The organism is Mycetohabitans sp. B46 (assembly GCF_037389205.1).
Classification (GTDB): Bacteria; Pseudomonadota; Gammaproteobacteria; order Burkholderiales; family Burkholderiaceae; genus Mycetohabitans.
This window is the reverse complement of record NZ_JADBGL010000001.1, coordinates 12048-34213: the sequence shown is the minus strand read 5'-3', so window position 1 is coordinate 34213 and position 22166 is coordinate 12048. Positions and strand designations below refer to the sequence as shown.

Annotated in this window: 22 protein-coding genes and 1 pseudogene; 20 read left to right on the top strand and 3 right to left on the bottom strand. The window is 60.4% G+C overall.

Annotated elements, in window-relative coordinates; genetic code table 11:
- Positions 1-13 precede the first annotated feature (13 nt).
- Together IHE30_RS00180 and IHE30_RS00175 are read left to right on the top strand one after the other, a co-directional pair.
- Positions 14-370, top strand: coding sequence for a hypothetical protein (locus tag IHE30_RS00180; protein ID WP_337687877.1), 357 nt, complete (start codon positions 14-16; stop codon positions 368-370).
- 365 nt (positions 371-735) lie between these two features.
- Entirely contained in the window at positions 736-1650 is a 915-nt protein-coding gene (locus IHE30_RS00175) for a glutaminase (RefSeq protein ID WP_337687875.1), read from the top strand.
- Between the two features lie 297 nt (positions 1651-1947).
- Here IHE30_RS00175 and IHE30_RS00170 read toward each other — a convergent pair.
- Positions 1948-2359 (bottom strand): annotated as a pseudogene (locus IHE30_RS00170) (DUF2242 domain-containing protein); the annotation flags it as partial.
- Positions 2360-2920: 561 nt separating this feature from the next.
- On the opposite strand from IHE30_RS00170, the gene IHE30_RS00165 reads away from it, so the two are divergent.
- The 4 genes from IHE30_RS00165 (at position 2921) to groL (ending at position 7195) form a co-directional block, all read left to right on the top strand.
- Complete coding sequence (locus IHE30_RS00165; protein ID WP_337687872.1) at positions 2921-3979, top strand: TonB-dependent receptor; 1059 nt, start codon at positions 2921-2923, stop codon at positions 3977-3979.
- Complete coding sequence (locus IHE30_RS00160) at positions 3958-5049, top strand: TonB-dependent receptor (RefSeq protein ID WP_337687870.1); 1092 nt, start codon at positions 3958-3960, stop codon at positions 5047-5049. The genes IHE30_RS00165 and IHE30_RS00160 overlap by 22 nt, the downstream gene beginning before the upstream one ends.
- 172 nt (positions 5050-5221) lie before the next feature.
- Positions 5222-5512, top strand: a complete 291-nt coding sequence (groES, locus tag IHE30_RS00155; protein WP_013436121.1) for a co-chaperone GroES — start codon at positions 5222-5224, stop codon at positions 5510-5512.
- Between the two features lie 42 nt (positions 5513-5554).
- Positions 5555-7195, top strand: coding sequence for a chaperonin GroEL (gene groL / locus IHE30_RS00150; protein ID WP_337687863.1), 1641 nt, complete (start codon positions 5555-5557; stop codon positions 7193-7195).
- Positions 7196-7387: 192 nt separating this feature from the next.
- Here the strand turns inward: groL and IHE30_RS00145 are convergent, their stop codons facing one another.
- Positions 7388-8251: a hydroxymethylpyrimidine/phosphomethylpyrimidine kinase gene (locus IHE30_RS00145; RefSeq protein WP_337687861.1), complete on the bottom strand. Its 864-nt coding sequence runs from the start codon at positions 8249-8251 to the stop codon at positions 7388-7390.
- Between the two features lie 196 nt (positions 8252-8447).
- Between IHE30_RS00145 and IHE30_RS00140 the strand changes: the two genes are divergently transcribed.
- From IHE30_RS00140 to IHE30_RS00105, 8 genes are all read left to right on the top strand, one after another.
- Entirely contained in the window at positions 8448-8618 is a 171-nt protein-coding gene (locus IHE30_RS00140; RefSeq protein ID WP_337687859.1) for a rubredoxin, read from the top strand.
- A 427-nt stretch (positions 8619-9045) separates the two neighbouring features.
- Positions 9046-9228 carry a hypothetical protein gene (locus IHE30_RS00135; protein ID WP_337687857.1) on the top strand — a complete coding sequence of 61 codons (183 nt, stop codon included), beginning with the start codon at positions 9046-9048 and terminating at the stop codon, positions 9226-9228.
- 129 nt (positions 9229-9357) lie between these two features.
- Complete coding sequence (locus tag IHE30_RS00130; RefSeq protein WP_337687855.1) at positions 9358-9936, top strand: YqgE/AlgH family protein; 579 nt, start codon at positions 9358-9360, stop codon at positions 9934-9936.
- Positions 9933-10373: a Holliday junction resolvase RuvX gene (gene ruvX, locus IHE30_RS00125; protein WP_337687854.1), complete on the top strand. Its 441-nt coding sequence runs from the start codon at positions 9933-9935 to the stop codon at positions 10371-10373. Before IHE30_RS00130 ends, ruvX begins: the two co-directional genes overlap by 4 nt.
- Positions 10360-10872 (top strand): bifunctional pyr operon transcriptional regulator/uracil phosphoribosyltransferase PyrR, encoded by a 513-nt coding sequence (gene pyrR, locus IHE30_RS00120; protein ID WP_337688343.1) that lies wholly within the window; start codon positions 10360-10362, stop codon positions 10870-10872. Before ruvX ends, pyrR begins: the two co-directional genes overlap by 14 nt.
- 112 nt (positions 10873-10984) lie before the next feature.
- Entirely contained in the window at positions 10985-12049 is a 1065-nt protein-coding gene (locus IHE30_RS00115; RefSeq protein WP_337687853.1) for an aspartate carbamoyltransferase catalytic subunit, read from the top strand.
- Between the two features lie 46 nt (positions 12050-12095).
- Entirely contained in the window at positions 12096-13385 is a 1290-nt protein-coding gene (locus IHE30_RS00110; protein ID WP_337687851.1) for a dihydroorotase, read from the top strand.
- A gap of 5 nt (positions 13386-13390) precedes the next feature.
- Complete coding sequence (locus IHE30_RS00105) at positions 13391-14263, top strand: lysophospholipid acyltransferase family protein (protein ID WP_337688341.1); 873 nt, start codon at positions 13391-13393, stop codon at positions 14261-14263.
- A gap of 5 nt (positions 14264-14268) precedes the next feature.
- Here IHE30_RS00105 and IHE30_RS00100 read toward each other — a convergent pair whose 3' ends face one another.
- Positions 14269-15093 carry a symmetrical bis(5'-nucleosyl)-tetraphosphatase gene (locus IHE30_RS00100; RefSeq protein ID WP_337688340.1) on the bottom strand — a complete coding sequence of 275 codons (825 nt, stop codon included), beginning with the start codon at positions 15091-15093 and terminating at the stop codon, positions 14269-14271.
- Positions 15094-15508: 415 nt separating this feature from the next.
- Between IHE30_RS00100 and IHE30_RS00095 the strand changes: the two genes are divergently transcribed.
- The 6 genes from IHE30_RS00095 to IHE30_RS00070 all read left to right on the top strand — a co-directional run bounded on the left by IHE30_RS00095 (position 15509) and on the right by IHE30_RS00070 (position 21950).
- Positions 15509-15814, top strand: coding sequence for a hypothetical protein (locus IHE30_RS00095; protein WP_337687849.1), 306 nt, complete (start codon positions 15509-15511; stop codon positions 15812-15814).
- A gap of 380 nt (positions 15815-16194) precedes the next feature.
- A complete protein-coding gene (gene rfbB, locus IHE30_RS00090; protein WP_337687848.1) occupies positions 16195-17274 on the top strand; it encodes a dTDP-glucose 4,6-dehydratase in 1080 nt (359 codons plus the stop codon).
- 2 nt (positions 17275-17276) lie between these two features.
- The gene (gene rfbA, locus IHE30_RS00085) at positions 17277-18179 is read left to right on the top strand and encodes a glucose-1-phosphate thymidylyltransferase RfbA (protein WP_337687847.1); all 903 of its coding nucleotides are present in this window, start codon (positions 17277-17279) and stop codon (positions 18177-18179) included.
- Positions 18164-18715, top strand: coding sequence for a dTDP-4-dehydrorhamnose 3,5-epimerase (rfbC, locus tag IHE30_RS00080; RefSeq protein WP_337687845.1), 552 nt, complete (start codon positions 18164-18166; stop codon positions 18713-18715). Before rfbA ends, rfbC begins: the two co-directional genes overlap by 16 nt.
- On the top strand, positions 18712-19650 hold the full coding sequence (gene rfbD / locus IHE30_RS00075) for a dTDP-4-dehydrorhamnose reductase (protein WP_337687843.1): 939 nt from the start codon (positions 18712-18714) through the stop codon (positions 19648-19650). The genes rfbC and rfbD overlap by 4 nt, the downstream gene beginning before the upstream one ends.
- A gap of 470 nt (positions 19651-20120) precedes the next feature.
- A complete protein-coding gene (locus IHE30_RS00070; protein WP_337687841.1) occupies positions 20121-21950 on the top strand; it encodes a glycosyltransferase family 2 protein in 1830 nt (609 codons plus the stop codon).
- Positions 21951-22166 lie beyond the last annotated feature (216 nt).

Below are 22166 nucleotides of genomic sequence, written 5' to 3'. Positions count from 1 at the left end.
TGGACCTGGGGCAGTGGATGAGCCCTGGGCAGCGGATAGGTCTGGGGTAGCCGACGAACCCGAGGCAGCCGACGAGCCCGGGGCAGCAGATAAACCCGGGGCAGCCGATGAACCCGAGGCCGTAGATGAACTGGAGACGGGCGACGCGACAGGTGTGAGCGCCGTTTCGATTATCGATTTGACCGTGTCGAGGGTTGATTGTGCGAGCGATCTCGGCCGCGACGCAGGCTCGGCCGCCGTTGCGCCGGCGCTGGCGTCGGATTGCTGCGATGAGCCTACCGCGGGCATCGGCGTCCAGAGTGTCAGCGCAATCCATGCGAGCGCGAGCATACGGCCGTGCAGTAATCTGGCCGAAGTGCAGTCGAATTGAGAGGGGCCGCAAGCCGAGTGCTGTGCGCTGTGCGCTGATTGATGGAGAATAAGGAATGAGTGGTGTGTTTTTTGCATCGTCGATAGACCGTGCCGCACCGTCGGAGTTCGCGTCACTTGCCGGCGTGCCGCTGGGTACGCGGCGGCGCTCGGCCCCAAGGTGCTGGAACGCAGCGGCGGCGCACACGCGGCCGACAACCACCCGAATGCCGATATAGGGAGCAATGGACCCGCCCCGGCAAGCCTGCACGGGTTTCGTCGAGGACGCCTACGTATGTATAGCGTATCGCGCGTTCGACAATGGGTCGACAGCAGTACGCGGCCCCGATAGAATCGCGGTCCCGCGATCTCCCACGGCCTGCCGCAATGGACTATCAGGCGATTCTCCATAAAATACAGCACGACATCACGCCGTGGCTCGGCAAAGGCCGCGTCGCGGATTATATTCCCGAGCTTGCGAAGGTTGACCCGTTGCATTTCGGCATGGCCATCGTCACGTTGCGAGACGAGGTCTTCTGCGTCGGCGACGCTTGGATGCCGTTCTCGATCCAAAGCATCTCGAAGTTGTTTGCGTGCACCCTGGCCTTCCAGTTGCAAGGCGACGCGTTGTGGCAACGTGTTGGCCGGGAGCCATCGGGCAATGCGTTCAATTCACTGGTGCAACTCGAACATGAGAACGGGGTGCCGCGTAACCCCTTCATCAATGCAGGCGCCCTGGTGGTCACCGACGTGCTGTGCCGGCGTTTCGTCCAGGCGGAAACGGCGCTCGTGCAATTCATGCGCCGTCTGGCCGGGCGCTCGGATATTGACTACAGCGCCCATGTCGCTGAATCGGAGCTTGCGCATTCGGACCGAAATCGCGCGATGGCGTATTTCATGAAGAGTTTTGGTAACCTGCAGATGTCAGTGGACACCGTGATCGACGCGTATTGCCGGCAGTGCGCTATCGAAATGAACTGTGTCGATCTGGCCAGGGCGGTCTTATTCCTGGCCAACGGTGGCGTGGTGCCACACAGCGGCGAGCGCGTGCTCGGCGCGAGCCCGGCGAAACGGTTGAGCGCATTGATGCTCACTTGCGGTACGTACGATGCCGCCGGAGACTTCGTCTACCACGTCGGATTGCCCGCTAAGAGCGGCGTCGGTGGCGGCATTGTTGCGGTATTGCCGGGGGAACTCGGCATTTGCGTGTGGTCTCCTGCGTTGGACGCGAATGGCAATTCACTGGCCGGCATGCAGGCGCTCGAGTGGCTGACGACGCTTAGCGGACGGTCAATATTTTGACGCGCGCGCAGGCCTGGCGCGGGCGGCGCTCACGTCGCGGCAGCGGGAATGCATCGCATTGGATCGCCGGTACGGCTCGGGCGGCGTGGATACTGTGATGCCCTATCAGGATGGCGGGGCAGCCGTTGCCGGCGTGGAATCCGGCGCCGCAATGGATGCTGATGCTTGAGCTGCGGGTGACGAAGCCGACGCGGGTGCCGCGTTAGGCGTTGCGGGGGACACCCAAGCCTGGGTCGATACGGGCGCTGGCATGGATGTAAGGGCTGCCGCTCGGGCGGGGTTGACATCCACGTTGGAAGCCGGGACTGCAACGGCGATCGACGTCGCGGTGGAACCCGATGCTGGCGCAGGTTTTTGTGTTGCTTCAGCCGCCGCGGCGACGCTTGTGCTGGCCAAGCGGGCTCGCAAAGGCATGGTCGGCGGAGTCGGCACCACGGGTGTGTTCATCTTGAGCGGGGCGTTGGCTGGGGCGGCGGCTGGTTCGGGCAGCGGCGCAACCGGTTCCTTCTCGGCGGCCTTGGCGGCAGCTCGGCCGCGCGTTGACATACGCCACGCTGCTCGCGCCATCCCCATCGGCATCCGCGCAAACGACGCGAAATTCGATTACCACGTGGGAATCGTTGTTCGGCTGAAAGTTTTTACTGCCGTCGACCGCGTCAGACCGCATCGAGTGAGTCATGTACCCTTGGCTGAGCAGCGCGCGTCGCGCTTGGGCGACGAGCATGCGGCGAGCAAACTCGCAACGGTCACCATGCATGTGCGTGCCGCAGTAAAGCGCAGGCGCTGCGGCCCGTCGTGGCCAGCCTTTTATTATAGTTTCGTTTCGAAGGAAGGCATCGATGAAGTTCTGTCGCAGGCCTTGCACGCGCTCGGCGCCGCGTCGCGCGATCCACGCACGTATCGCGCCGGTGTTCTGATTGATGCCGTGCGCTGATTTCTCGGAGACGGCGGCAGCCGGCGACATGGCACTGATTAGCAACATTGATGTGCCCAGCGGCGTGATCAGCTTGAAGTCATGAATCGGCCAAGGCCGTACCGCGACAAGCCAGCATGGGCGGTGCGATGTGCATCGTTGCGGCGTTGTGGGTGACGTGTGTGGTTGCGATGCTGGTTGTCGTGAGTGCGCAGCGACGCGCCGTGCCTGCCATGCTATTGTAGTTGATAATGTAAATAATTATCATTATCATCATAGTCTGTTCCAAGTGCCCGCGCTGCCCGGACGAGGGCTCTAGCGCGCCTTTCTCGCCGCAACTCGTAGTCATACTTATCAATGACGCGTAACAAAAAGACTTATCGCGCCCTGCTGATCGCCACTTTATTCGTCAGCGTAAAGTCGGGTTTTGCCCAGGACGGGGCGGCCCAGCCCGTGCTGCCCACGATTGCGGTTAGCGCGTCGGCCGAGCATGGATCATACGATGCAAGCCGTTCGCGTGCTGGGACGAAGACAGACATGTCTTTGATGGATGTGCCGCAGACCATCAATATCGTGCCACGCGCGGTGATCGATGACCAGAATGCGGCATCGATGCAGGACACGTTGCGTAACGTGCCGGGAGTTGGCTTTTCAGTCGGCGATGGCCAGCGCGACCAAATCACGATTCGTGGCTTCAACAGCATTACGGACCAGTATGTCGACGGCATACGCGACGACGCGATGTACTATCGCGACTTATCCAATGTGCAGCGGATCGAGGTCTTAAAAGGACCGGCAGCGGTACTGTACGGGCGCGGCTCGGCAGGGGGCATCGTCAATCGTGTGCTTAAGCGACCACAGGCCGAACCAGTGCGGGATGTTGGTGTGATGCTTGGCACGCGTGGCGAGCGTCGCGGTGAAATCGATATGGGCTGGAACGTGAATGATGCGGCCCGCTTCCGGATCACCGGCGCCGCTGAGAATTCGCATAGTTTTCGCGATCAGTTCGCGTTGAACCGCCAAGCGGTTGCGCCTTCGGCGCAATTCAAGCTGAGTCCGGATACGGTAGTGAACGTCGAACTCGACTACCTACACGATCGCCGCACGTCCGATCAGGGCTTGCCCGCCTATATGGGGCGGCCGGTCGATGTGCCGATCCATACTGACTACGGCTCTGCCGATGCGGCGAACAGTTCGTACAATGACGCCGTGGCGAAAAGTGCAACGGTGTCGCTCGATCACCGTTTCAGTCATTCGCTAGCCTTCCACGGCGCGCTGCGTGCCTATGATTTTTCACTGGAGCGGAAAAACTATGTCACGTTCCAGCCGATCAAGGCTGCTGTGCGCCCGACCGTCACGCTCGACCAGTCGCGCGCCAACGGACTGAACATGGCGTGGACGGCGTATTTGAGCTGACGCAGCAAACCACGCTGCTCGGCATGCGCCACGAACTGCTGTATGGGATCGAACTGTCGCAGCAGCAGAAATTCGACACAATCTATGGCGTATCGAAAGTGGCAACGTACGATCTGTACCATCCACAGTTGATCGATTTACCCGGCGTGCCGGCCGGGAAGCCGGCGCGCACGAATGCTGCGACGGTCGTCGGCCTGGTCGGTGTATATACGCAGGACCTGATAACATTGACACCGCAGTGGAAATTGCTCGCCGGCCTGCGTTTTGACTATTTGGATCAGATTCGCCACGACTACACGTCGTCCAACGTGAATCTTGCACGTACCGACCGCGCATGGAGTCCGCGCGTCGGATTGATTTACGAGCCGCTCGAGTGGCTGACGCTGTATGGCTCGTTCAGTCAGTCTTTCTCGCCGCTTGCCGATACCCTGATTAGTTCGGGTGCGTTCGCCAATGGTGCAGCGCTGGCGCCGCAAAAGACCACCGCATACGAAGTGGGTTCGAAATTCGACCTCGGGGGCAAGGCGACGGCTACTGTTGCGCTGTTCGACATGCGGCAAACGAACCAGCAAATCGGCGATCCGGCCAATCCCGGGTATGCGCTGCCGATCGGCACTCAGCACGTACGGGGCTTCGAGGTCGGCTTTTCCGGCGAAATTGCACCGAAGTGGTCTGTCTATGCCGGTTACGCGTATTTGAACGGCACGGTTGACGGATCGCTGCAATCGACGGCGGCCGGGTTGACGCTGGCCAGCAACACGCCGGGCCTGATGCCACGCCATAGCGCGAGCCTGTGGCTCAAGCGCGAGCTTCCCTACGGCTTTTATGCGGCCGCCGGCGCACAGTTCCAATCAGCGCGCTACGCATCTGCGAGCGATCAGGTCACACTGCCCTCGTTTACCGTATTCAATTTAGGTGCCGGCTATCGCAGCAAGAAAATGGATGTGACGCTGACGCTGGACAATCTGTTCGATCACCGCTATTTCATCTCGGCGCATGGCAATGCCGACATGTTCAACATGCCTGGTGAGCCTCGTACGCTGACGGCCACGGTCAAGTGGCATTTATAAGCGCGGTGCTGTGTGCTAGGAAAAATTTGGGTCCTTGAAATCGTCGTCACCCGTCCATATAATTAGCACTCGCCGCACGTGAGTGCTAACAACCCGTGCCACCAGGGCGCCTGGCTTGCCGGGCGCCAACGTTAAAAAGCGTTCTTCAGCCTGAAACACAAAAGGAGTATGTATGAACCTTCGTCCTTTGCACGATCGCGTCATCGTCAAGCGTCTGGACCAGGAAACCAAGACGGCGTCGGGCATCGTGATTCCCGATGCAGCGGCTGAAAAGCCTGATCAGGGCGAAGTCCTGGCCATCGGCCCGGGCAAGCGTGACGACAAGGGCGCGCAGATCGCGCTCGACGTCAAGGTGGGCGACCGTGTGTTGTTTGGCAAGTATGCCGGCCAAACGGTCAAAGTCGATGGGCAAGAGTTGCTCGTCATGCGTGAAGAAGACATCATGGCGGTCGTCCAAAAGTAACGGTCGCGGTTCGGCTTTCCAAAGATTTCAAGGAGTTAGAAGATGGCAGCTAAAGACGTCGTGTTTGGCGATTCCGCTCGCGCGAAGATGGTCGAGGGCGTGAACATTCTCGCCAACGCAGTGAAGGTGACGCTTGGCCCGAAGGGCCGCAATGTCGTGCTCGAGCGCAGCTTCGGCGGCCCGACGGTGACCAAGGACGGTGTGTCGGTCGCGAAGGAAATCGAGCTGAAGGACAAGTTGCAGAACATGGGCGCGCAAATGGTCAAGGAAGTGGCTTCCAAGACCAGCGACAACGCCGGTGACGGTACGACGACGGCGACCGTGCTCGCGCAATCGATCGTGCGCGAAGGCATGAAGTATGTCGCATCGGGCATGAACCCGATGGACCTGAAGCGTGGTATCGACAAGGCGGTTGCCGCCGCAGTCGACGAGCTGCGCAAAATCAGCAAGCCGTGCACGACGAGCAAGGAAATCGCGCAAGTCGGCTCGATCTCGGCCAACAGCGACACGTCGATCGGCCAGCGCATCGCTGAGGCGATGGACAAAGTCGGTAAGGAAGGTGTGATCACCGTCGAAGACGGCAAGTCGCTCGCCGACGAACTCGAAGTCGTCGAAGGCATGCAATTTGACCGCGGCTACCTGTCGCCGTACTTCATCAACAACCCGGACAAGCAAGTCGCTGTTCTCGAGAACCCGTACGTGCTGCTGCACGACAAAAAGATCTCGAACATCCGCGACCTGCTGCCGGTGCTCGAGCAAGTGGCCAAGGCCAGCCGCCCGCTGCTGATCATCGCGGAGGATGTCGAAGGCGAAGCGCTTGCGACGCTGGTGGTGAACAACATCCGCGGCATCCTGAAGACCGTTGCGGTCAAGGCGCCAGGCTTTGGCGATCGTCGTAAGGCGATGCTCGAGGACATCGCGATCTTGACCGGTGGCCAGGTCATTGCCGAGGAAACCGGCCTGTCGCTGGAAAAGGCTACGCTGCAGGAGTTGGGCCAAGCCAAGCGGATCGAAGTCGCGAAGGAAAACACGACGATCATCGACGGCGCGGGCGAAGCGAAGAACATCGAGGCGCGTGTGAAGCAGATCCGCACGCAAATCGAAGAAGCGACGTCGGACTACGATCGCGAAAAGCTGCAAGAGCGTGTCGCGAAGCTCGCGGGCGGCGTGGCAGTGATCAAGGTCGGCGCGGCCACCGAAGTCGAAATGAAGGAAAAGAAAGCGCGTGTCGAAGACGCGCTGCACGCCACGCGTGCCGCCGTGGAAGAAGGCATCGTGCCGGGCGGTGGCGTTGCGCTGATCCGTGCCCGCACTGCGATCGCCAGCGTCAAGGGCGAGAACGCCGACCAAGAGGCCGGCATCAAGATCGTGCTGCGTGCGATGGAAGAGCCGCTGCGCCAGATCGTGGCGAACGGCGGTGAAGAGGCCAGCGTGGTGGTCGCGGCCGTGGCGGCCGGCAAGGGCAACTACGGCTACAACGCGGCGAGCGGCGAGTATGGCGATCTGGTCGAGGCCGGCGTGGTCGATCCGACGAAGGTTACGCGCACCGCGTTGCAAAACGCGGCGTCCGTTGCTGGTCTGCTGCTGACGACTGATGCTGCGGTGTGCGAGCTGCCGAAGGAAGATGCACCGGCACCGGCCGGCATGCCGGGCGGCATGGGTGGTATGGGCATGGACATGTAATTCGGCTCGCCGGATGGAGTCCGGGCGGCACTCCGTGAGGGGTGCCGCCCGCCCGATCCCTAAAAAACCCGCATCGCTACTGGTTGCAGCGATGCGGGTTTTTTTATAGTGCGGCGACTGCTGCCGCTAGTCGCTGGCCAGGGTGACTAGGACAGCGCGGCGTCTTGTCCCGTGTGAACAGTAGCGGGCGGGTCAATGGCGCAATGTGCCGGCTGGCGTGTTCGGCTCCACAGCGGGCGGACTTTGACCTTTGTCCGTGGTGCGGGCCCAGAAGAAGCGGTCCAGCATGTATCCGCCCATGCCTGGTCGATAGGCGTGCCGCATCGCTTGGTGCACGTACTCCTGCGCTTCGCGTACCGCCTCGCCCGGGTCCTGGCCATTGGCGAGCAGTGCCGTGATCGCAGCGCCCAGCGTATCGGCAAGCCCAATCAGTCGCTCGCTGCCGCGGTCCCATGCATCCTGACGGACCTGACCTTCTTCGCTGAACAACGTGTTGAGCAGTTGCGAAGGCCGCGCGTCGGTGCACAATACGTATTCACAGCCCTGCTCGAGCAGGTGGGCGATGGCACCGTCGAGCGTGATCGGGTCGGCATCGGAATCCGGCTGCGCCAACTGCAAGAGCGTCGCCGGGTCGGCGATCAGCAATGTCGTCTGCGGCGCGAGCAGTTCCGCGATCGACTCGCGCAACTCGTCGCCGGCCAGCACATGCTGCTCATCGAGCGTGAAGTCCGGAACCAGGATCAGCGGCAGATCATCATAATCTGCGACAACTTCTGCAATCGCGCTGACAATTTCAGCCCGTGTTGTTGCGCCGACCTTGAAGGCGGCAACTGGCATGTCCTCGAGCAGCATCCGGGCTTGCGACGCGACCGCCTCAGGGTCCAGACCAGTCACGTCGCCGGCGGCTGCCGAATCGCGCACCGCATAGCCGGTCAACACCGACACCCCATGGCAGCCGATGCTGGCCAGCGTGAGCAGGTCGGCCTGTAGGCCTGATGCGCCGGTCGGGTCCGACAGGCCAAAGGTGAGAACGATCGGAGGGGCGTCGCTGGACATGGAAGGCATGAAGCGTTACAGGGGAGGGCGATGGTCGCGGCACGGGCGGCACGAACCCGCGTCACACGCTTCGAATCGACCCGCCGCGCTGCATAGCCGCTGCTCCACTGCATAGTGGTTGCTAGGCAGCGACGCGACGACAAGGTACCATCGTGCCTTTCATTGTAACGGATCACTCGCTCGACGCGGCAACAAGATGGAATACAAGAGTTGGATGTGCCTGATTTGCGGTTGGATCTATGACGAAGAAGCCGGTCTTCCGGAAGAGGGGATCCCGGCCGGCACGCGTTGGGAGGATGTCCCGATCAACTGGACGTGCCCCGAGTGCGGTGCACGGAAGGAAGATTTTGAGATGGTCCAAATTTGAACCACCGAGCGCCAACACGTTGCATCGGTAGCGAGCGAGGCGAACGCGCATCGGTTTGGGGCTCATAGAGCCCCAGCTGGCGCTCGACGGCCTCGCCCTGGCTACACGACTTGTACCGGCGGCCGTTCTGCATCCGATCAGCCGCCCGGAAGGCGTGGTTGCTCTGCGCGTGCGGTGTGAGCGCGCGCTGTTCACTGTTTGAGCACGCGCTGTGCACTGTTGCTATTGCTGGTGCTGCAAGCCCATGCCGACGACGCGCCGGCGTTGCTCGAGCAGGTCGGTGGTTACCTGGACGAGCTGTAGGATGGCGTCATGGAGTTGAAACCTTCCGACCCTTACGACGTGTCCGCTGGCCGCCGGTGCGGTGCGCGCGTTTCGACTGGGGCAGGATGGCAGCGACGTTGTGCAGTTCCATGCTAAGCGTGTAATGGCACGATTGGACTGGCTGCTTGCGCAGCACGCGCGCGGCGTGAGCGATGCGCCGCCCAGATTGGTGCGCGCCATGCTCGTGACGGCGTGGCAACGTACGCGCTGGGCTACGCGGGAAACGGGCGAGACGCTCAAGCGGCGGCTGTATCAGATTGCCGCCGGCATTGCGCTGCCCGATTGAGCGGCCGTGCTGTTCGACCTGGCCAGTGCCCTTGAAGGCAGCCGGCGCGTGGCCGGGCTATAGTGGAGTCAGCAAAGTGCCATCGTCGAAGTCGCTAGAGACCCCTGGGTCTTTGCTAAAATCGTAAACATGTCAAAGACCACTGATCGCATCAACCTGACCAACCAGTTCCTGATCGCCATGCCGAGCATGGCCGATCCCACTTTTTCCGGAACGGTGGTGTACCTCTGCGATCATAGCGAGCGCGGCGCGTTCGGGCTGGTGATCAACAGGCCGACCGATATCGATTTGCAGGCGCTGTTTTCCCGCATCGACCTAAAGCTAGAGATCGAGCCGTTGTTGCACGTACCCGTCTATTTCGGCGGGCCGGTGCAGACCGAGCGCGGCTTTGTGCTGCATGAGCCGGTCGGCAGCGGCAACTATACGTCGTCAATGTCGGTGCCCAGCGGGCTGGAGATGACCACGTCAAAGGACGTGCTCGAAGCGGTCGCGAACGGCAACGGGCCCAAGCGCTTTCTGCTGACGCTCGGGCATGCCGGCTGGGGTGCGGGGCAGTTGGAGGACGAGATTGCTAAGAATGGCTGGCTGACCGTCGAGGCGGATCCGAAGATCGTGTTCGACGTGCCAGCCGAGCAACGTTTCGACGCGGCGCTCGCGCTGCTGGGCATTTCGTCGACGATGCTCTCCGGCGAGGCGGGCCACGCATGAGTACGGCGGCGGCCACGCTGCTCGCGTTCGACTACGGGCACAAGCGCATCGGCGTGGCGATTGGTAACACGCTGACCCGCTGCGCTCGGGCGCTCACGACCGTCCAAAACCGCAATCGCGAATACCGTTTCGCCGTCGTGGGCGAGTTGATCGCCCAATGGCAGCCGCTGCGGCTGGTCGTCGGGCTGCCCGTGCATCCCGATGGCGCGCCGCACGAGATGACGCAGCAGGCGCGGCGTTTTGGCAACCAACTCAATGGGCGCTTCAACTTGCCGGTGACCTGGGTCGATGAGCGCTATTCGTCGGTCGCGGCCGAGGCGGCGGGGGCGCGTGGTGCCGTCGTGGACGCACAAGCCGCCTGTATCATTCTTCAGCAGTATTTTGACGAACAGAGCTATCCGAGAACCGATGATGAGTGCCGCTATCGCGTCGATTGACGCGGAACAGTTATATCGCGCGATGCGCGACCCATTGCAGGCTGCGCTGGGCGATGCGATACGCTCGGGCACGACTGTGCTGGCGGGGATCCATAGCGGCGGCGCGTGGATTGCCGAACGGCTTGCCCAAGACCTGGGTGCGGCCTCGTTTGGCGTCGTCAATGTCGCGCTGCACCGCGATGACTATGCGAAAAAAGGCCTGCACAGCCAGGCGCAGCCCACGTCATTGCCGTTCAGCGTCGATGGCATGCGCATCGTGCTGGTGGATGACGTGCTGTTCACTGGGCGCACGATCCGTGCCGCGCTCAACGAGCTGTACGACTACGGCCGCCCGGCGTGCGTTGAGTTGGCCGTGCTGGCTGATCGCGGCGGCCGTGAACTGCCGATCGCCGCACGCTTCGTTGGCGCGGTGCTCGACGTGCCGGCGACCGAGACGCTCGTGCTGCGGCGTGACAGCCACGGCGCGCTGGCGTTCGCCACCGAAGCGCGAGCGTGGTGACGACAGCGTCGCGCCCAGGGGTGTATCACGCATGGGCCGGTGTTGCATTGCTTATTTCATCCGGTGACGGCTACACGGCTGTCACCCCGTTCATGATCGAACCGCGCTATCCATGAATACCGCTACTCCAGAGCCCGCCGAACCGACGCGCGCCGCCGCGCCGCACGCTGATGGGCAGCGCCCCGCCGCGCCGGCACCCGCCGCATTCCGCCCAGGTTTCCTGCGCGGCCACCCACAATTGAATCGGCATGGCGAACTCAAGCATCTGCTGACGATCGAGGGCCTGCCCCGCGCGGTGGTCACGCATATCTTGGATACCGCGGCTCAGTTCGTCAGCGTGACGGACCGTGACGTCAAGAAAGTGCCATTGTTGCGCGGCAAATCGGTGTTCAACCTGTTTTTTGAGAATTCGACGCGCACGCGCACGACGTTTGAGATCGCCGCGAAGCGGCTGTCCGCAGACGTGCTGAATTTGAACATCAATGCGTCATCGACGAGCAAGGGTGAGTCGCTGCTGGACACGATCAACAACCTGTCGGCGATGCATGCGGACATGTTCGTCGTGCGGCATGCGCAAAGCGGTGCGCCGTACCTGATCGCGCAGCACTGCGCGCCGCACGTGCATGTGATCAATGCCGGAGACGGTCGCCATGCACACCCGACGCAGGGGCTGCTGGACATGTACACGATTCGCCACTACAAGCGCGATTTTACGCAACTGCGGGTGGCCATCGTCGGCGATATCCTTCATTCGCGCGTCGCGCGCTCCGATATCCATGCGCTGACCACGCTAGGTGTGCCTGAGATCCGTGCAATCGGACCCCGCACGCTGCTGCCCGGCGGGCTGGAGCACCTTGGCGTGCGCGTTTTCCACGACATGCAGCAGGGCTTGCGCGATGTCGACGTGATTATCATGCTGCGTTTGCAGAACGAGCGCATGAGTGGCGCATTGTTGCCGTCGGCGCAGGAGTACTTTAAGACATGGGGCCTGACGTCGGAGCGGCTCGCGTATGCCAAGCCCGATGCGATCGTTATGCATCCGGGACCGATGAACCGCGGTGTCGAGATCGAATCGAGCGTCGCGGACGGCCCGCAGGCCGTGATTCTAAACCAGGTCACGTTCGGTATCGCGGTGCGCATGGCGGTGATGGGCATCGTCGCGGGCAACAACGACTGAAACGCAGCAAACACAGCGGCAAGCATTCGAGAACACGTCTACGAGCATGAAGATTCATATCAAGGGTGGTCGCGTTATCGACCCGGTGGCGGGCACCGAGCAGCAGGCGGACATCTGGATCGCCGATGGCCGTATCGTCTCGATCGGCGCCGCCACGACGCCAGTGCACGATGCACAAACCCTCGATGCCACGGGGCTGGCGATCGCCCCGGGGCTGGTCGATTTGTGCGCGCGGCTGCGCGAGCCGGGGTACGAGTATCGTGCGACGCTGGAGTCTGAGATGGCCGCGGCGCTAGCCGGCGGCGTGACTAGCCTCGTGTGTCCGCCTGATACCGATCCGCCGCTGGACGAGCCAGGGCTGGTCGAGATGCTGAAGTTCCGTGCCCGCAACCTGGACCAAGTCCATGTGTATCCGCTCGGTGCATTGACGGTGGGCCTGAAGGGCGAGGTAATCACTGAGATGGCCGAGTTGACCGAAGCGGGATGCGTCGGCTTCACGCAGGCAGACCGGCCGATCGTCGACACCACGGTGTTGCTACGGGCGCTGCAATACGCGAACACGTTCGGCTATACAGTCTGGTTGCGGCCGCAGGACCCGTACCTGGGCCGCGGTGGTGTTGCCGCCAGCGGACCGGTCGCGTCGCGGCTCGGGCTGTCGGCGGTGCCGGTGGCCGCCGAGACGATTGCGCTGCATACGATTTTCGAGCTGATGCGCGCGACGGGCGCGCGGGTTCATCTGCAACACGTGTCGTCGGCGGCGGGCCTTGAGCTGGTGCGCGCAGCCAAGCGCGAAGGGCTACCGGTCACGTGCGATGTCACGATCAATCATGTCCACTTGATCGACGTGGACATCGGCTACTTTGACGCTCAGTTCCGCGTCGATCCGCCGCTGCGCTCGCAGCGCGACCGCGATGCGATCCGCGCGGCGCTCGCTGATGGCACCATCGATGCAATCTGCTCGGATCATACGCCCGTGGACGACGATGAAAAGCTGCGGCCCTTCGGTGAGGCGTCGCCCGGGGCGACCGGACTGGAGTTGCTGCTATCGTTGACGCTCAAGTGGGCGGCCGAGGAGAAGCGGTCGCTGGCACACGCGCTGGCCAAGGTCACCTGTGCGCCGGCTGGGTTACTCGGGCTACCGGCGGGCAAGCTCGAACCCGGTGCCACTGCGGACCTGTGCGTGTTCGATCCCGCCGCGCATTGGCATGTCGAGCCTCGGGCGCTGAAAAGCCAAGGCCACAATACGCCGTTCCTAGGCTATGAGTTGCCGGCGCGGGTGCGTGCCACGATCGTGGCCGGGCGTGTCGCGTACGATAGCGGGCTTCGGCAGGCGTGAACCGGTTGTCAGTCGCATGGCGCAAGGCACGGCTTGTCGCGCACGTGCTGCATGGCACATGGACGGTTGCGACGCGCTTTTCGCGCACCGACGACGACGGCCGCCGGGCATTGACGCGACAGTGGAGCCTGCGCTTTCTCGCGATCGCCGGTGTGCGGCTCGTCGTGCACCATGACGAGCGCCGCGTTGACGCGGGCACGATGGTGGTCGGCAATCACGTCTCGTGGCTCGACATCTATGTAATCAATGCCTGGCGGCCGACACCGTTCGTATCCAAGGCGGAGGTGCGCGACTGGCCGGTGGTCGGCTGGCTGGCCGCCAAGCTTGACACCGCGTTCGTGCAACGCGACAAGCGCAGCGACGCAAAGCGGATCATGCACGAACTGGCGCAGCGACTTCAAAGCGGGCGGCCGATCTGCGTGTTTCCGGAGGGCACGACGTCCGACGGCGTCGAGGTGCTGCCTTTTCATGCAAACTTGTTCCAAGCTGCAGTGTCGGCAGGCGCGCTGGTCCAACCGATTTGCCTGATGTACGAGGATGCGCACGGGCGTCAGTCTACCGCGCCCGCGTATGTGGGTGATATTACGCTTGGGCAATCGTTGGATGCGCTATTGCGCCACGGACCGTTGACTGTACACCTGTACGTCGGTGCCGTGCTCGAGGCGGGCTCGCAGCGACGGGTCGTGGCGCGTGATGCGCAACGCGTGGTGAGCGATGCGCTGAGCGAGTTGCAGCAGCGTGTGAAGCCGGCGTTGACGCGTCCGGCGCTGGCGCAGGCGCCGATGTATGCGAAACGGCAGGGTGACGCGCGATCGTACGAGCCGGCGCCGCCCGCCGCCCCGACGCTGGGCAAAGAGCCGGACCGCGCCGCGACCTGAGCGCATCAGCGTTGCTTGTCGCAGTCGATCTGGATCACGGTCCGGCGCTGTGGATCGGCGTCCAATCGTACGGCGGACAGCTTTCCTCCCCAGACGCAGCCCGAATCCAGCGCGATCACATCGTCGCGTACCAGCAGGCCGAGCGCCGCCCAGTGGCCAAACACCAGCAGCGTGTCGGCGCTGCGGCGCTGCGGCACATCGAACCATGGCATGAATCCAGCCGGTGCGGCATTGGGGCTGCCGTTTGCGCCAAATTCCATCCGTCCGTGCGCGTTGCAAAAGCGCAGGCGCGTCATTGCATTGATGATCACGCGTGAACGCGCGTCGCCTTGCAGCGTATCGCGCCACGTGTCCGGCTCGTTGCCCCACAGCGACTGCAGGAACGCTTTCCAAGCGTCGCCCCGCAGTTGCGTTTCGATCTCGCGCGCCAGCTCGAGCGCGACGCGGGCATTCCATTGCGGCAGCACGCCGGCATGCACGAGCAATCGCTGCCCGTCGTAGTGCGCGAGCGGCCGATGCCGCAGCCAGTCGATCAAGTCGGCGGCGTCTGGCGCGGCGAGGATGTCATCGAGCGTATCGCCGCGCTTGGCGCGATGCACGCCGGCCGCAATCGCCAATAAGTGAAGGTCATGGTTGCCGAGCACGGCCACTGCACGGTCGCCAAGTCCGATGATGCGACGGAGTGCCGCAAGTGATGCGGGGCCGCGGTTGACCAGGTCGCCGGCGAACCACAACGGTGTATCGGCCGCCGGTCCCAGCTTGTCGAGCAGCCGATCCAACGCGTTGCAGCAACCCTGTACGTCGCCGATGCCGATCGGTGGGGGGGTGATGGCGTTGTGGCCGGGGCTGGCCACAGTGTCCGGTTCGACCACGTAGCTGGTTGGCTGCGATTTCATAATGCGTATAAGTGACTTCATAAAGGGGTGGTTGTATAGGCGCCAAGACACAGATCCGGCGCTTGTTTTTAAAATAAGTTAAAAATCCCCAAGTGCTCAATATTGTGCACTAGCATTTTGCTTTTGCTTTTAGAGCGTGAATAAAAGACCATGGGCTGCAATAGTATCGACATTCGCATTTTTATGCGTCGCTCAAGGGGGGAGCCGGCGCCCTTGCTTCATGGCTAGATACCTCGCTGGCTAGATACCTCGCGTCAGCCAGCAACCGCGCGTTCTGCTTCACACCTTCTCGGGGAAGGATAATGACAGACGAAACGCAGCGGGCCCTGCAATACAACGCAGGTTAGCAATGTTCCGCATTGCAGCAATGTTCGCGCCAATGGTGGTGATTTCTCACGTGCAGACCGAGAAATTTGCTGTGCAACTCAATACGCAGCAACTGCGCGCGCTGATGGGCCGCATCACAAGCGTGACAAGCCTAGCGGCTACAGTGGCGCTCGTATATGGCGACGCGCTCCCATGCGGCAACGGCAACGATACGTCGTCGATGCCAGTGTCCAGCGGGCTGGAGAGGGCCGCGTCAAAGGACGTGCTCGAAGCGGGCTCGAACGGGAATGGGCTCAAGCGCTTTTCGCTGACGCACGGGCAGGCTTGACGAGTAGCGATAAGAGACCCAATGATAATTGCCGGTACTCGTTCGATTGAAGTAGAAATGCTGTATCGCGCGATGCGCAACGCTGGGCGACGTGATCCGCTCGAGCGCGACTGCGCTAGCAGGGATGCACAGCAGCGGCGTATGATTGCCGAACGGCTTGCAGGGACCTTGGCGCGGCGTCGTTTGGCGTGGTCAACGTCGCGCATTGCATCGCGACGCATTCTTCACGGCCATGGGCGTAGTCGGCCCGATGGGGTTTGTCGGCTCCTCCTTTATAATTTACTTTTAGATACTTGTTTTCGTGCGCTGATTCGGCCCAAGCCGCGATAGGGGCAGCGGGCTCGTGCGCATCCGTTGTCATCCAGACCAAAGGTAGCTCAATGATCCTCGTAACGGGAGGCGCCGGCTTCATTGGCGGCAATTTCGTTCTCGACTGGCTGCAACACAGCGAAGAGGCGGTGCTCAATGTGGACAAACTAACGTATGCCGGCAATCTTCGCACGCTAAAGTCACTTGAAGGTAACCCGTTGCATTGGTTGGCGCGCTTCGACATTAGTGATCGGTCTGCATTGGATGCCTTGTTTGCGCGACACGCGCCGCGCGCGGTGGTCCATTTTGCCGCGGAAAGTCATGTAGACCGCTCTATTCATGGTCCGGCAGCGTTTGTACAAACTAATGTGGTTGGTACCTTTACGCTGCTCGAGGCAGCCCGTGCGTATTGGAGTGGCCTCAGTGCCGATGCAAAAACTGCATTCCGTTTTCTGCACGTATCAACCGACGAGGTCTTCGGCTCATTGTCATCGAATGATCCGCAATTCTGCGAGATGGCGCCGTATGCACCAAACAGTCCGTATTCGGCGACTAAGGCCGCGTCGGACCATCTCGTTCGCGCATATCATCACACGTACGGCTTACCCACTGTCACGACACATTGCTCGAACAACTACGGGCCTTATCAATTTCCGGAAAAACTGATCCCGTTGACGATTGTTAGCGCATTGGCGGGTAAGCCACTTCCCATTTATGGCGACGGGCAAAACGTGCGTGACTGGCTGTACGTGCGCGATCACTGCTCGGCAATACGCAAGGTGCTTTTCTACGGCAAACCTGGCCAAACATACAATGTCGGCGGCTGGAACGAAAAGACAAATATTGAGGTCGTGCAATCGGTGTGCGACCTGCTCGATGCGCTCAAGCCAAAAGCCAGTGGTTCGTATCGCGATCTGATCGCCTTTGTCGCGGATCGTCCAGGCCACGATCGCAGATATGCAATCGATGCGCGTAAGATTGAGCGCGAACTCGGCTGGAAACCCGCAGAGACATTCGAGAGCGGTCTGAAAAAAACGGTTCAATGGTATCTCGATAACCAGGACTGGGTGAACGAAGTGCAGTCCGGCGAGTACCGCCAGGGGGACGCGGTCCACTACACTTTCAATGCGCGTGATGGTCGAGGTCGTTAAGCATGGCGAGAAACACACGTAAGGGAATTATTCTTGCCGGCGGATCGGGCACGCGGCTTTATCCTATTACGTTATCGACTTCCAAGCAATTGCTGCCGGTGTACGACAAGCCGATGATTTATTATCCGCTGTCGACACTGATGATGGCCGGAATTCGAGACGTACTCCTAATTTCTACACCCGATGACATACCGCGCTTCGAGGTTATGCTGGGAGATGGTGGGCAGTGGGGGATGAACATACAATATGCAGTGCAGCCTTCGCCCGACGGTGTAGCTCAGGCTTTCATTATCGGACGACACTTCGTCGGCAACGATGCTTCAACGCTTATCCTGGGTGACAACATCTTCTATGGGCACGATTTGGTGAAGCAATTGGAGCGTGCCAATGCACAGCAGGAGGGGGCCACTGTATTCGCGTATCATGTACACGACCCAGAGCGCTATGGTGTCGTGGAGTTTGACAGCAACTTTCGTGCGTTGTCGATCGAAGAGAAGCCAGCTCAGCCTCGCTCCCACTATGCTGTCACAGGATTGTATTTCTATGATAACAATGTCTGTGATATTGCAGCCTCGATTAGGCCTTCGGCGCGCGGCGAGATCGAAATCACCGATGTGAATTGCGCGTATCTTAGCGCTGGCAAGCTCAATGTTGAAGTGATGGGACGTGGCTTTGCGTGGCTTGATACCGGAACACACGACTCGCTCATTGACGCGGCGACGTTCATCGCGACGCTTCAAAAGCGTCAGGGTCTTGTTGTCGCGTGTCCCGAAGAAGTCGCGTACCGCCTTGGATGGATTGATGCAGACCAGTTGCGCAAGCTTGCAGCGCCCCTTGCGAACAGCCAGTATGGCAAATATTTGCAAACAGTACTGACGGATCAGATCGCATGGCAATCCAGGTAACTCCCACTTCGCTGCCCGATGTCAAGCTCATCGAGCCGCAAGTGTTTAATGACGCGAGGGGCTTTTTATTTGAAAGCTTCAATGCACGCGATTTTGCACGACTGGTTGATGCCAATGCAGTTTTCGTCCAGGATAATCACTCGTGCTCGGCGAAGGGCGTCTTGCGCGGACTGCACTACCAGATTGAGCATGCGCAAGGTAAGCTTGTGCGTGTCTTGCATGGAGAAGTCTTCGATGTTGCAGTCGATATTCGACGAAGTTCTCCCCACTTTGGTCAATGGGTTGGCGTGTATTTGTCTGCTGCGAATCGGCGGCAGCTATGGGTGCCGCCCGGATTTGCTCATGGCTTTCTGACGTTGTCCGACAGTGCCGAGTTTTTGTACAAAACCACTGATTACTGGTTTCCCGAGTTCGAGCGCAGTATTTTATGGAACGACCCGGAACTGGGAATCGAATGGCCGCTACAAGGCGATCCTGTGGTTGCTGCAAAAGACGCTGGTGGTAGGCGGTTGAGTGAAGCGGAGCTGTATGCATGACGGTCGGTGAGCGAAAACGGCGCGGCGAAGCGACGATCCTGGTGACAGGGGTGACGGGGCAGATTGGCTTTGAATTGGTTCGCACAATGCAGGGCTTGGGCAAAGTGGTCGCTGTTGATAGAGCCGCTTTTGACTTGACCAAACCAAATCAAATGCGTGCCGTCATACGCGCGATTAAACCCACCGTGATTGTGAATTCAGCGGCTTACACGGCAGTTGATGCTGCGCAAAGCAATCCCGATTTAGCAATGCAGGTCAATGCAAAGGCCCCTGGCGTGTTGGCTGAGGAAGCGAGGCGGGTGGGAGCTGCGGTGATCCACTATTCGACAGACTACGTCTTCAGCGGCGCAAAGGATTCACCGTACGTTGAAGAAGACGAAGCTGGCCCTAGGAATATTTATGGCATCAGCAAGCTAGCCGGGGAACGGGCGATTGCAAGCGCCGGCGCGCACCATCTAATCCTGCGCACAAGCTGGGTCTATGGCATGCGTGGCAAAAACTTTTTGCTGACGATGCTGCGTTTCGGAAGAGAACGAGAAGAAATCAGAGTTGTAGCTGACCAATTTGGCGCGCCGACATGGAGCAACACCATTGCGACGCTGACCGCACATATTGTATCTCAGGCGCTAGCCGCCCACGATACGCGGCAATGGTGGCAAGAGCGCTCAGGCCTCTATCACCTGACCGCCGCCGGCTCGACATCGTGGCATGGTTTTGCCGAAGCCATCTTTGATGCGATAGCGTTGGAGCGTGTGCCGACTGTCATGCCGATACCATCATCGGACTTTCCCACACAAGCGGAGCGACCTGCGAATTCTTGTTTGTCTAACGGTAAGTTGGAGCGCGTGTTTGGCTTGCAGCCACCGCGATGGGACCAGGCGTTGAAGTTGTGTCTTCAAAGCCACGCTTGGCTCCGCGATCATCCTGTCAGCTGACGTTTGTTAAACGCGGCATTTCCTTAGCAAAAAGGCCTGCTTTGAGCGGACAGCCTATATTGGAAGAAAACTGCGCCATGAGTCAAAGCGAGCGCGGGTTCAATCAATGTCAACGACAGCATCAACGGTGTATGATACGCGGTTACCCTAAAGCAATTCATCGATTTCCGCGAGTGTGACGCGAGGCTAGCCCCCAGGCAAGGGCTGATTTTATTCGTACGAGCGCGACCATTCCTATTTGGCAGTGATTGTCCACCGGCATTCGTTTCCTGTTGCAGGATCTTAGCCAGACTACTGGCACGCCGCGTTGCCCTCAAGCTCTGCCTCCATAGCACCGTGAAGGCGTTTGCTTGGTTGCAGTGCAATTTCTCGCAGGGTCGTGACAGTAATCCCACTAAGAGCACTAGTAAACTTCGGTTAGTCCATTACCAGCTTATCCCTCACGGAAACGTGTTTTTTGAGATACCATCATGCAAGCGAACACCCATCAACTCCTCCAGGACATTGTCTGGTCCACGGCCGAGGTTGGTGCCCCGGATGCGCTTTATTTCCGGGCAACTCCTCGAAACGCCTGGCGTATCCGACCCGAAAGCGGCGCAGTCTGGTCGGGAGATCCGGTCGAGATGGATGGGACATTGGATTTCAGCACGTTCTTCGGCGGTTTCTCACTCACGACGTGGTGCCGTGAATGCGGATTGAACGGAATCACGCTCGAAATCGCATTTGAAGGCGACGCGCTGCTCACTATTTGGCATGACAATGGGCGCGAGCCCCGTCAGTTACTGTGGTCTGGGGACGTCGAGGCGCTGCCGCGCACCGATTCCGGCCATGTTCATGTTAACCTGAGCGGCCTGGCAGGAAAGAGCGGGCTGCTGTATCCTGAGTTTCAGCCAACTTCGCCCCGCTTCACGCTAAAATCGGTGCGATACATGACCGACCAGCCGCCGCGGCGCAAGGTCAGGTTGGCAGTGGTAATGCCGACGTTCAAGCGGGAAGCTTATGTCCGGCGAAGCATGGCGCTACTCGAGCGCGTCATTCGCGCTAACCCTGCCGGCGCGATCGAACTTATCGTGGTCGATAACGGGCAGACGCTTGGGCGTGAGGCTCCATCTGGCATCCGGATCGTGCCGAACCGGAACTACGGCGGCGCGGGCGGCTTCGCGCGAGGCGTGCTCGAAGCGCTTTCGGAGCAAGATCCCTTCACGCATGTGCTGTTTTGTGATGACGACATCGCCGTCGAGCCGGAGTCCTATTCCCGCCTGTTTAATCTGCTGCATTATGTCGGCGATGACAGGATCGTTGCGGGTGGCATGCTCAACATGCAGGATAAGGGCAAGCTGCACGAACTCGGCGCACGCGTCCGTGGCCTTCGGTTCTGGAGCGTCAAGGGTGGCGCAGACCTGACCTCCCAGGAAGACGTCATCCGCTACGATGAACCCGAGTACGCGACCTTCTACGGTTGGTGGTTCACCTGCTATCCTCTCGCGCAACTGCGCGAGAAGTTGATGCCGTTCCCCTTCTTCGTCGGCTTCGACGATGTGGAAATGGGCATGCGTCTGTCGAACGAGATGTCGACGGTTGCGCTCACCGGGATTGCCGTATGGCACGAAGAGTTCCACAAGAAGGAAACGAATTGGCGCTGGTACTACCATGCGCGCAATGGCCTTGCCGCCAACTATATGTATGTCAACAATGACCGAGCGGTCACGGATGTATTCCGGCAAGTCCTCGGCGCACTGCTGACGTATCGTTATGAGCGGGCGGCTAACCTCCTCGATGGTGTCCATGATGCGCAAAAGGGTCCGCAGTTCATCCGAGAACTCGTACCTGACGAATTCCATGCGGCAAAGGCGAAGGCGCAAAAGCAGCTTATGCGTCCTGTTTCCGCCATGCAATTCGTGTCCGAGAAGTTTGCGCCCAAGATGACAAATAGCCGGCTGCGCAAGCTGCTCGTCATGGCGACGCTCAACGGTCACCTCCTTCCGTCTTTCATGATGCGCCGCGCTACGAATGCGTTCGACGATGGTTGGGCAATTGAACCCCTTCACTCAATGCGGCTGCAAACCATCTTTCGCAAGCCAACCGTGCTATATTACGAGCCAACTATCCACCAGGGCCTGCTCTGTTCGATGGACCGCAAGCAGTTCTTTGCACTGGCGATACGCGCAGCGAAATTGTATGCAAGCGTGAAGATCAACGCATCGAAAACCCGCCGACTCTGGCGTTCTGCCGGAAAGGAGATCATCTCAGAATCGTTCTGGAGGACTTATCTCAGCCTTCGAAAACAAGCCGACGCATGATTGACACGGATCGAGTTTAATTCATTAAGGCAAGGAAATGTCAGGCAGGTTTTTAACCGGTCTCGATCACATGACCGACGCACGTCGCGTGTGGATTCTCGACTATTTGTCGATCTTCCTCGACTCGATCGTCAGTGCAACAGGCTTCGGTCCGTAGCGATTACCTGCGACGACGAAGGCACGAGCCTCATCGAGCGTGCTCGACAAGGCTCATAG

What these genes read in the sequence shown, in the direction of transcription:
- IHE30_RS00070 (WP_337687841.1), top strand. Translation starts at nt 20,121, where the DNA reads ATGCAAGCGAACACCCATCAACTCCTCCAGGACATTGTCTGGTCCACG.
- IHE30_RS00110 (WP_337687851.1), top strand. Translation starts at nt 12,096, where the DNA reads ATGAAGATTCATATCAAGGGTGGTCGCGTTATCGACCCGGTGGCGGGC.
- rfbB (WP_337687848.1), top strand. Translation starts at nt 16,195, where the DNA reads ATGATCCTCGTAACGGGAGGCGCCGGCTTCATTGGCGGCAATTTCGTT.
- IHE30_RS00115 (WP_337687853.1), top strand. Translation starts at nt 10,985, where the DNA reads ATGAATACCGCTACTCCAGAGCCCGCCGAACCGACGCGCGCCGCCGCG.
- IHE30_RS00135 (WP_337687857.1), top strand. Translation starts at nt 9,046, where the DNA reads ATGGCACGATTGGACTGGCTGCTTGCGCAGCACGCGCGCGGCGTGAGC.
- rfbD (WP_337687843.1), top strand. Translation starts at nt 18,712, where the DNA reads ATGACGGTCGGTGAGCGAAAACGGCGCGGCGAAGCGACGATCCTGGTG.
- IHE30_RS00140 (WP_337687859.1), top strand. Translation starts at nt 8,448, where the DNA reads ATGGAATACAAGAGTTGGATGTGCCTGATTTGCGGTTGGATCTATGAC.
- rfbC (WP_337687845.1), top strand. Translation starts at nt 18,164, where the DNA reads ATGGCAATCCAGGTAACTCCCACTTCGCTGCCCGATGTCAAGCTCATC.
- IHE30_RS00145 (WP_337687861.1), bottom strand. Translation starts at nt 8,251, where the DNA reads ATGTCCAGCGACGCCCCTCCGATCGTTCTCACCTTTGGCCTGTCGGAC.
- IHE30_RS00165 (WP_337687872.1), top strand. Translation starts at nt 2,921, where the DNA reads ATGACGCGTAACAAAAAGACTTATCGCGCCCTGCTGATCGCCACTTTA.
- IHE30_RS00130 (WP_337687855.1), top strand. Translation starts at nt 9,358, where the DNA reads ATGTCAAAGACCACTGATCGCATCAACCTGACCAACCAGTTCCTGATC.
- groES (WP_013436121.1), top strand. Translation starts at nt 5,222, where the DNA reads ATGAACCTTCGTCCTTTGCACGATCGCGTCATCGTCAAGCGTCTGGAC.
- IHE30_RS00175 (WP_337687875.1), top strand. Translation starts at nt 736, where the DNA reads ATGGACTATCAGGCGATTCTCCATAAAATACAGCACGACATCACGCCG.
- rfbA (WP_337687847.1), top strand. Translation starts at nt 17,277, where the DNA reads ATGGCGAGAAACACACGTAAGGGAATTATTCTTGCCGGCGGATCGGGC.
- IHE30_RS00095 (WP_337687849.1), top strand. Translation starts at nt 15,509, where the DNA reads ATGTTCCGCATTGCAGCAATGTTCGCGCCAATGGTGGTGATTTCTCAC.
- groL (WP_337687863.1), top strand. Translation starts at nt 5,555, where the DNA reads ATGGCAGCTAAAGACGTCGTGTTTGGCGATTCCGCTCGCGCGAAGATG.
- ruvX (WP_337687854.1), top strand. Translation starts at nt 9,933, where the DNA reads ATGAGTACGGCGGCGGCCACGCTGCTCGCGTTCGACTACGGGCACAAG.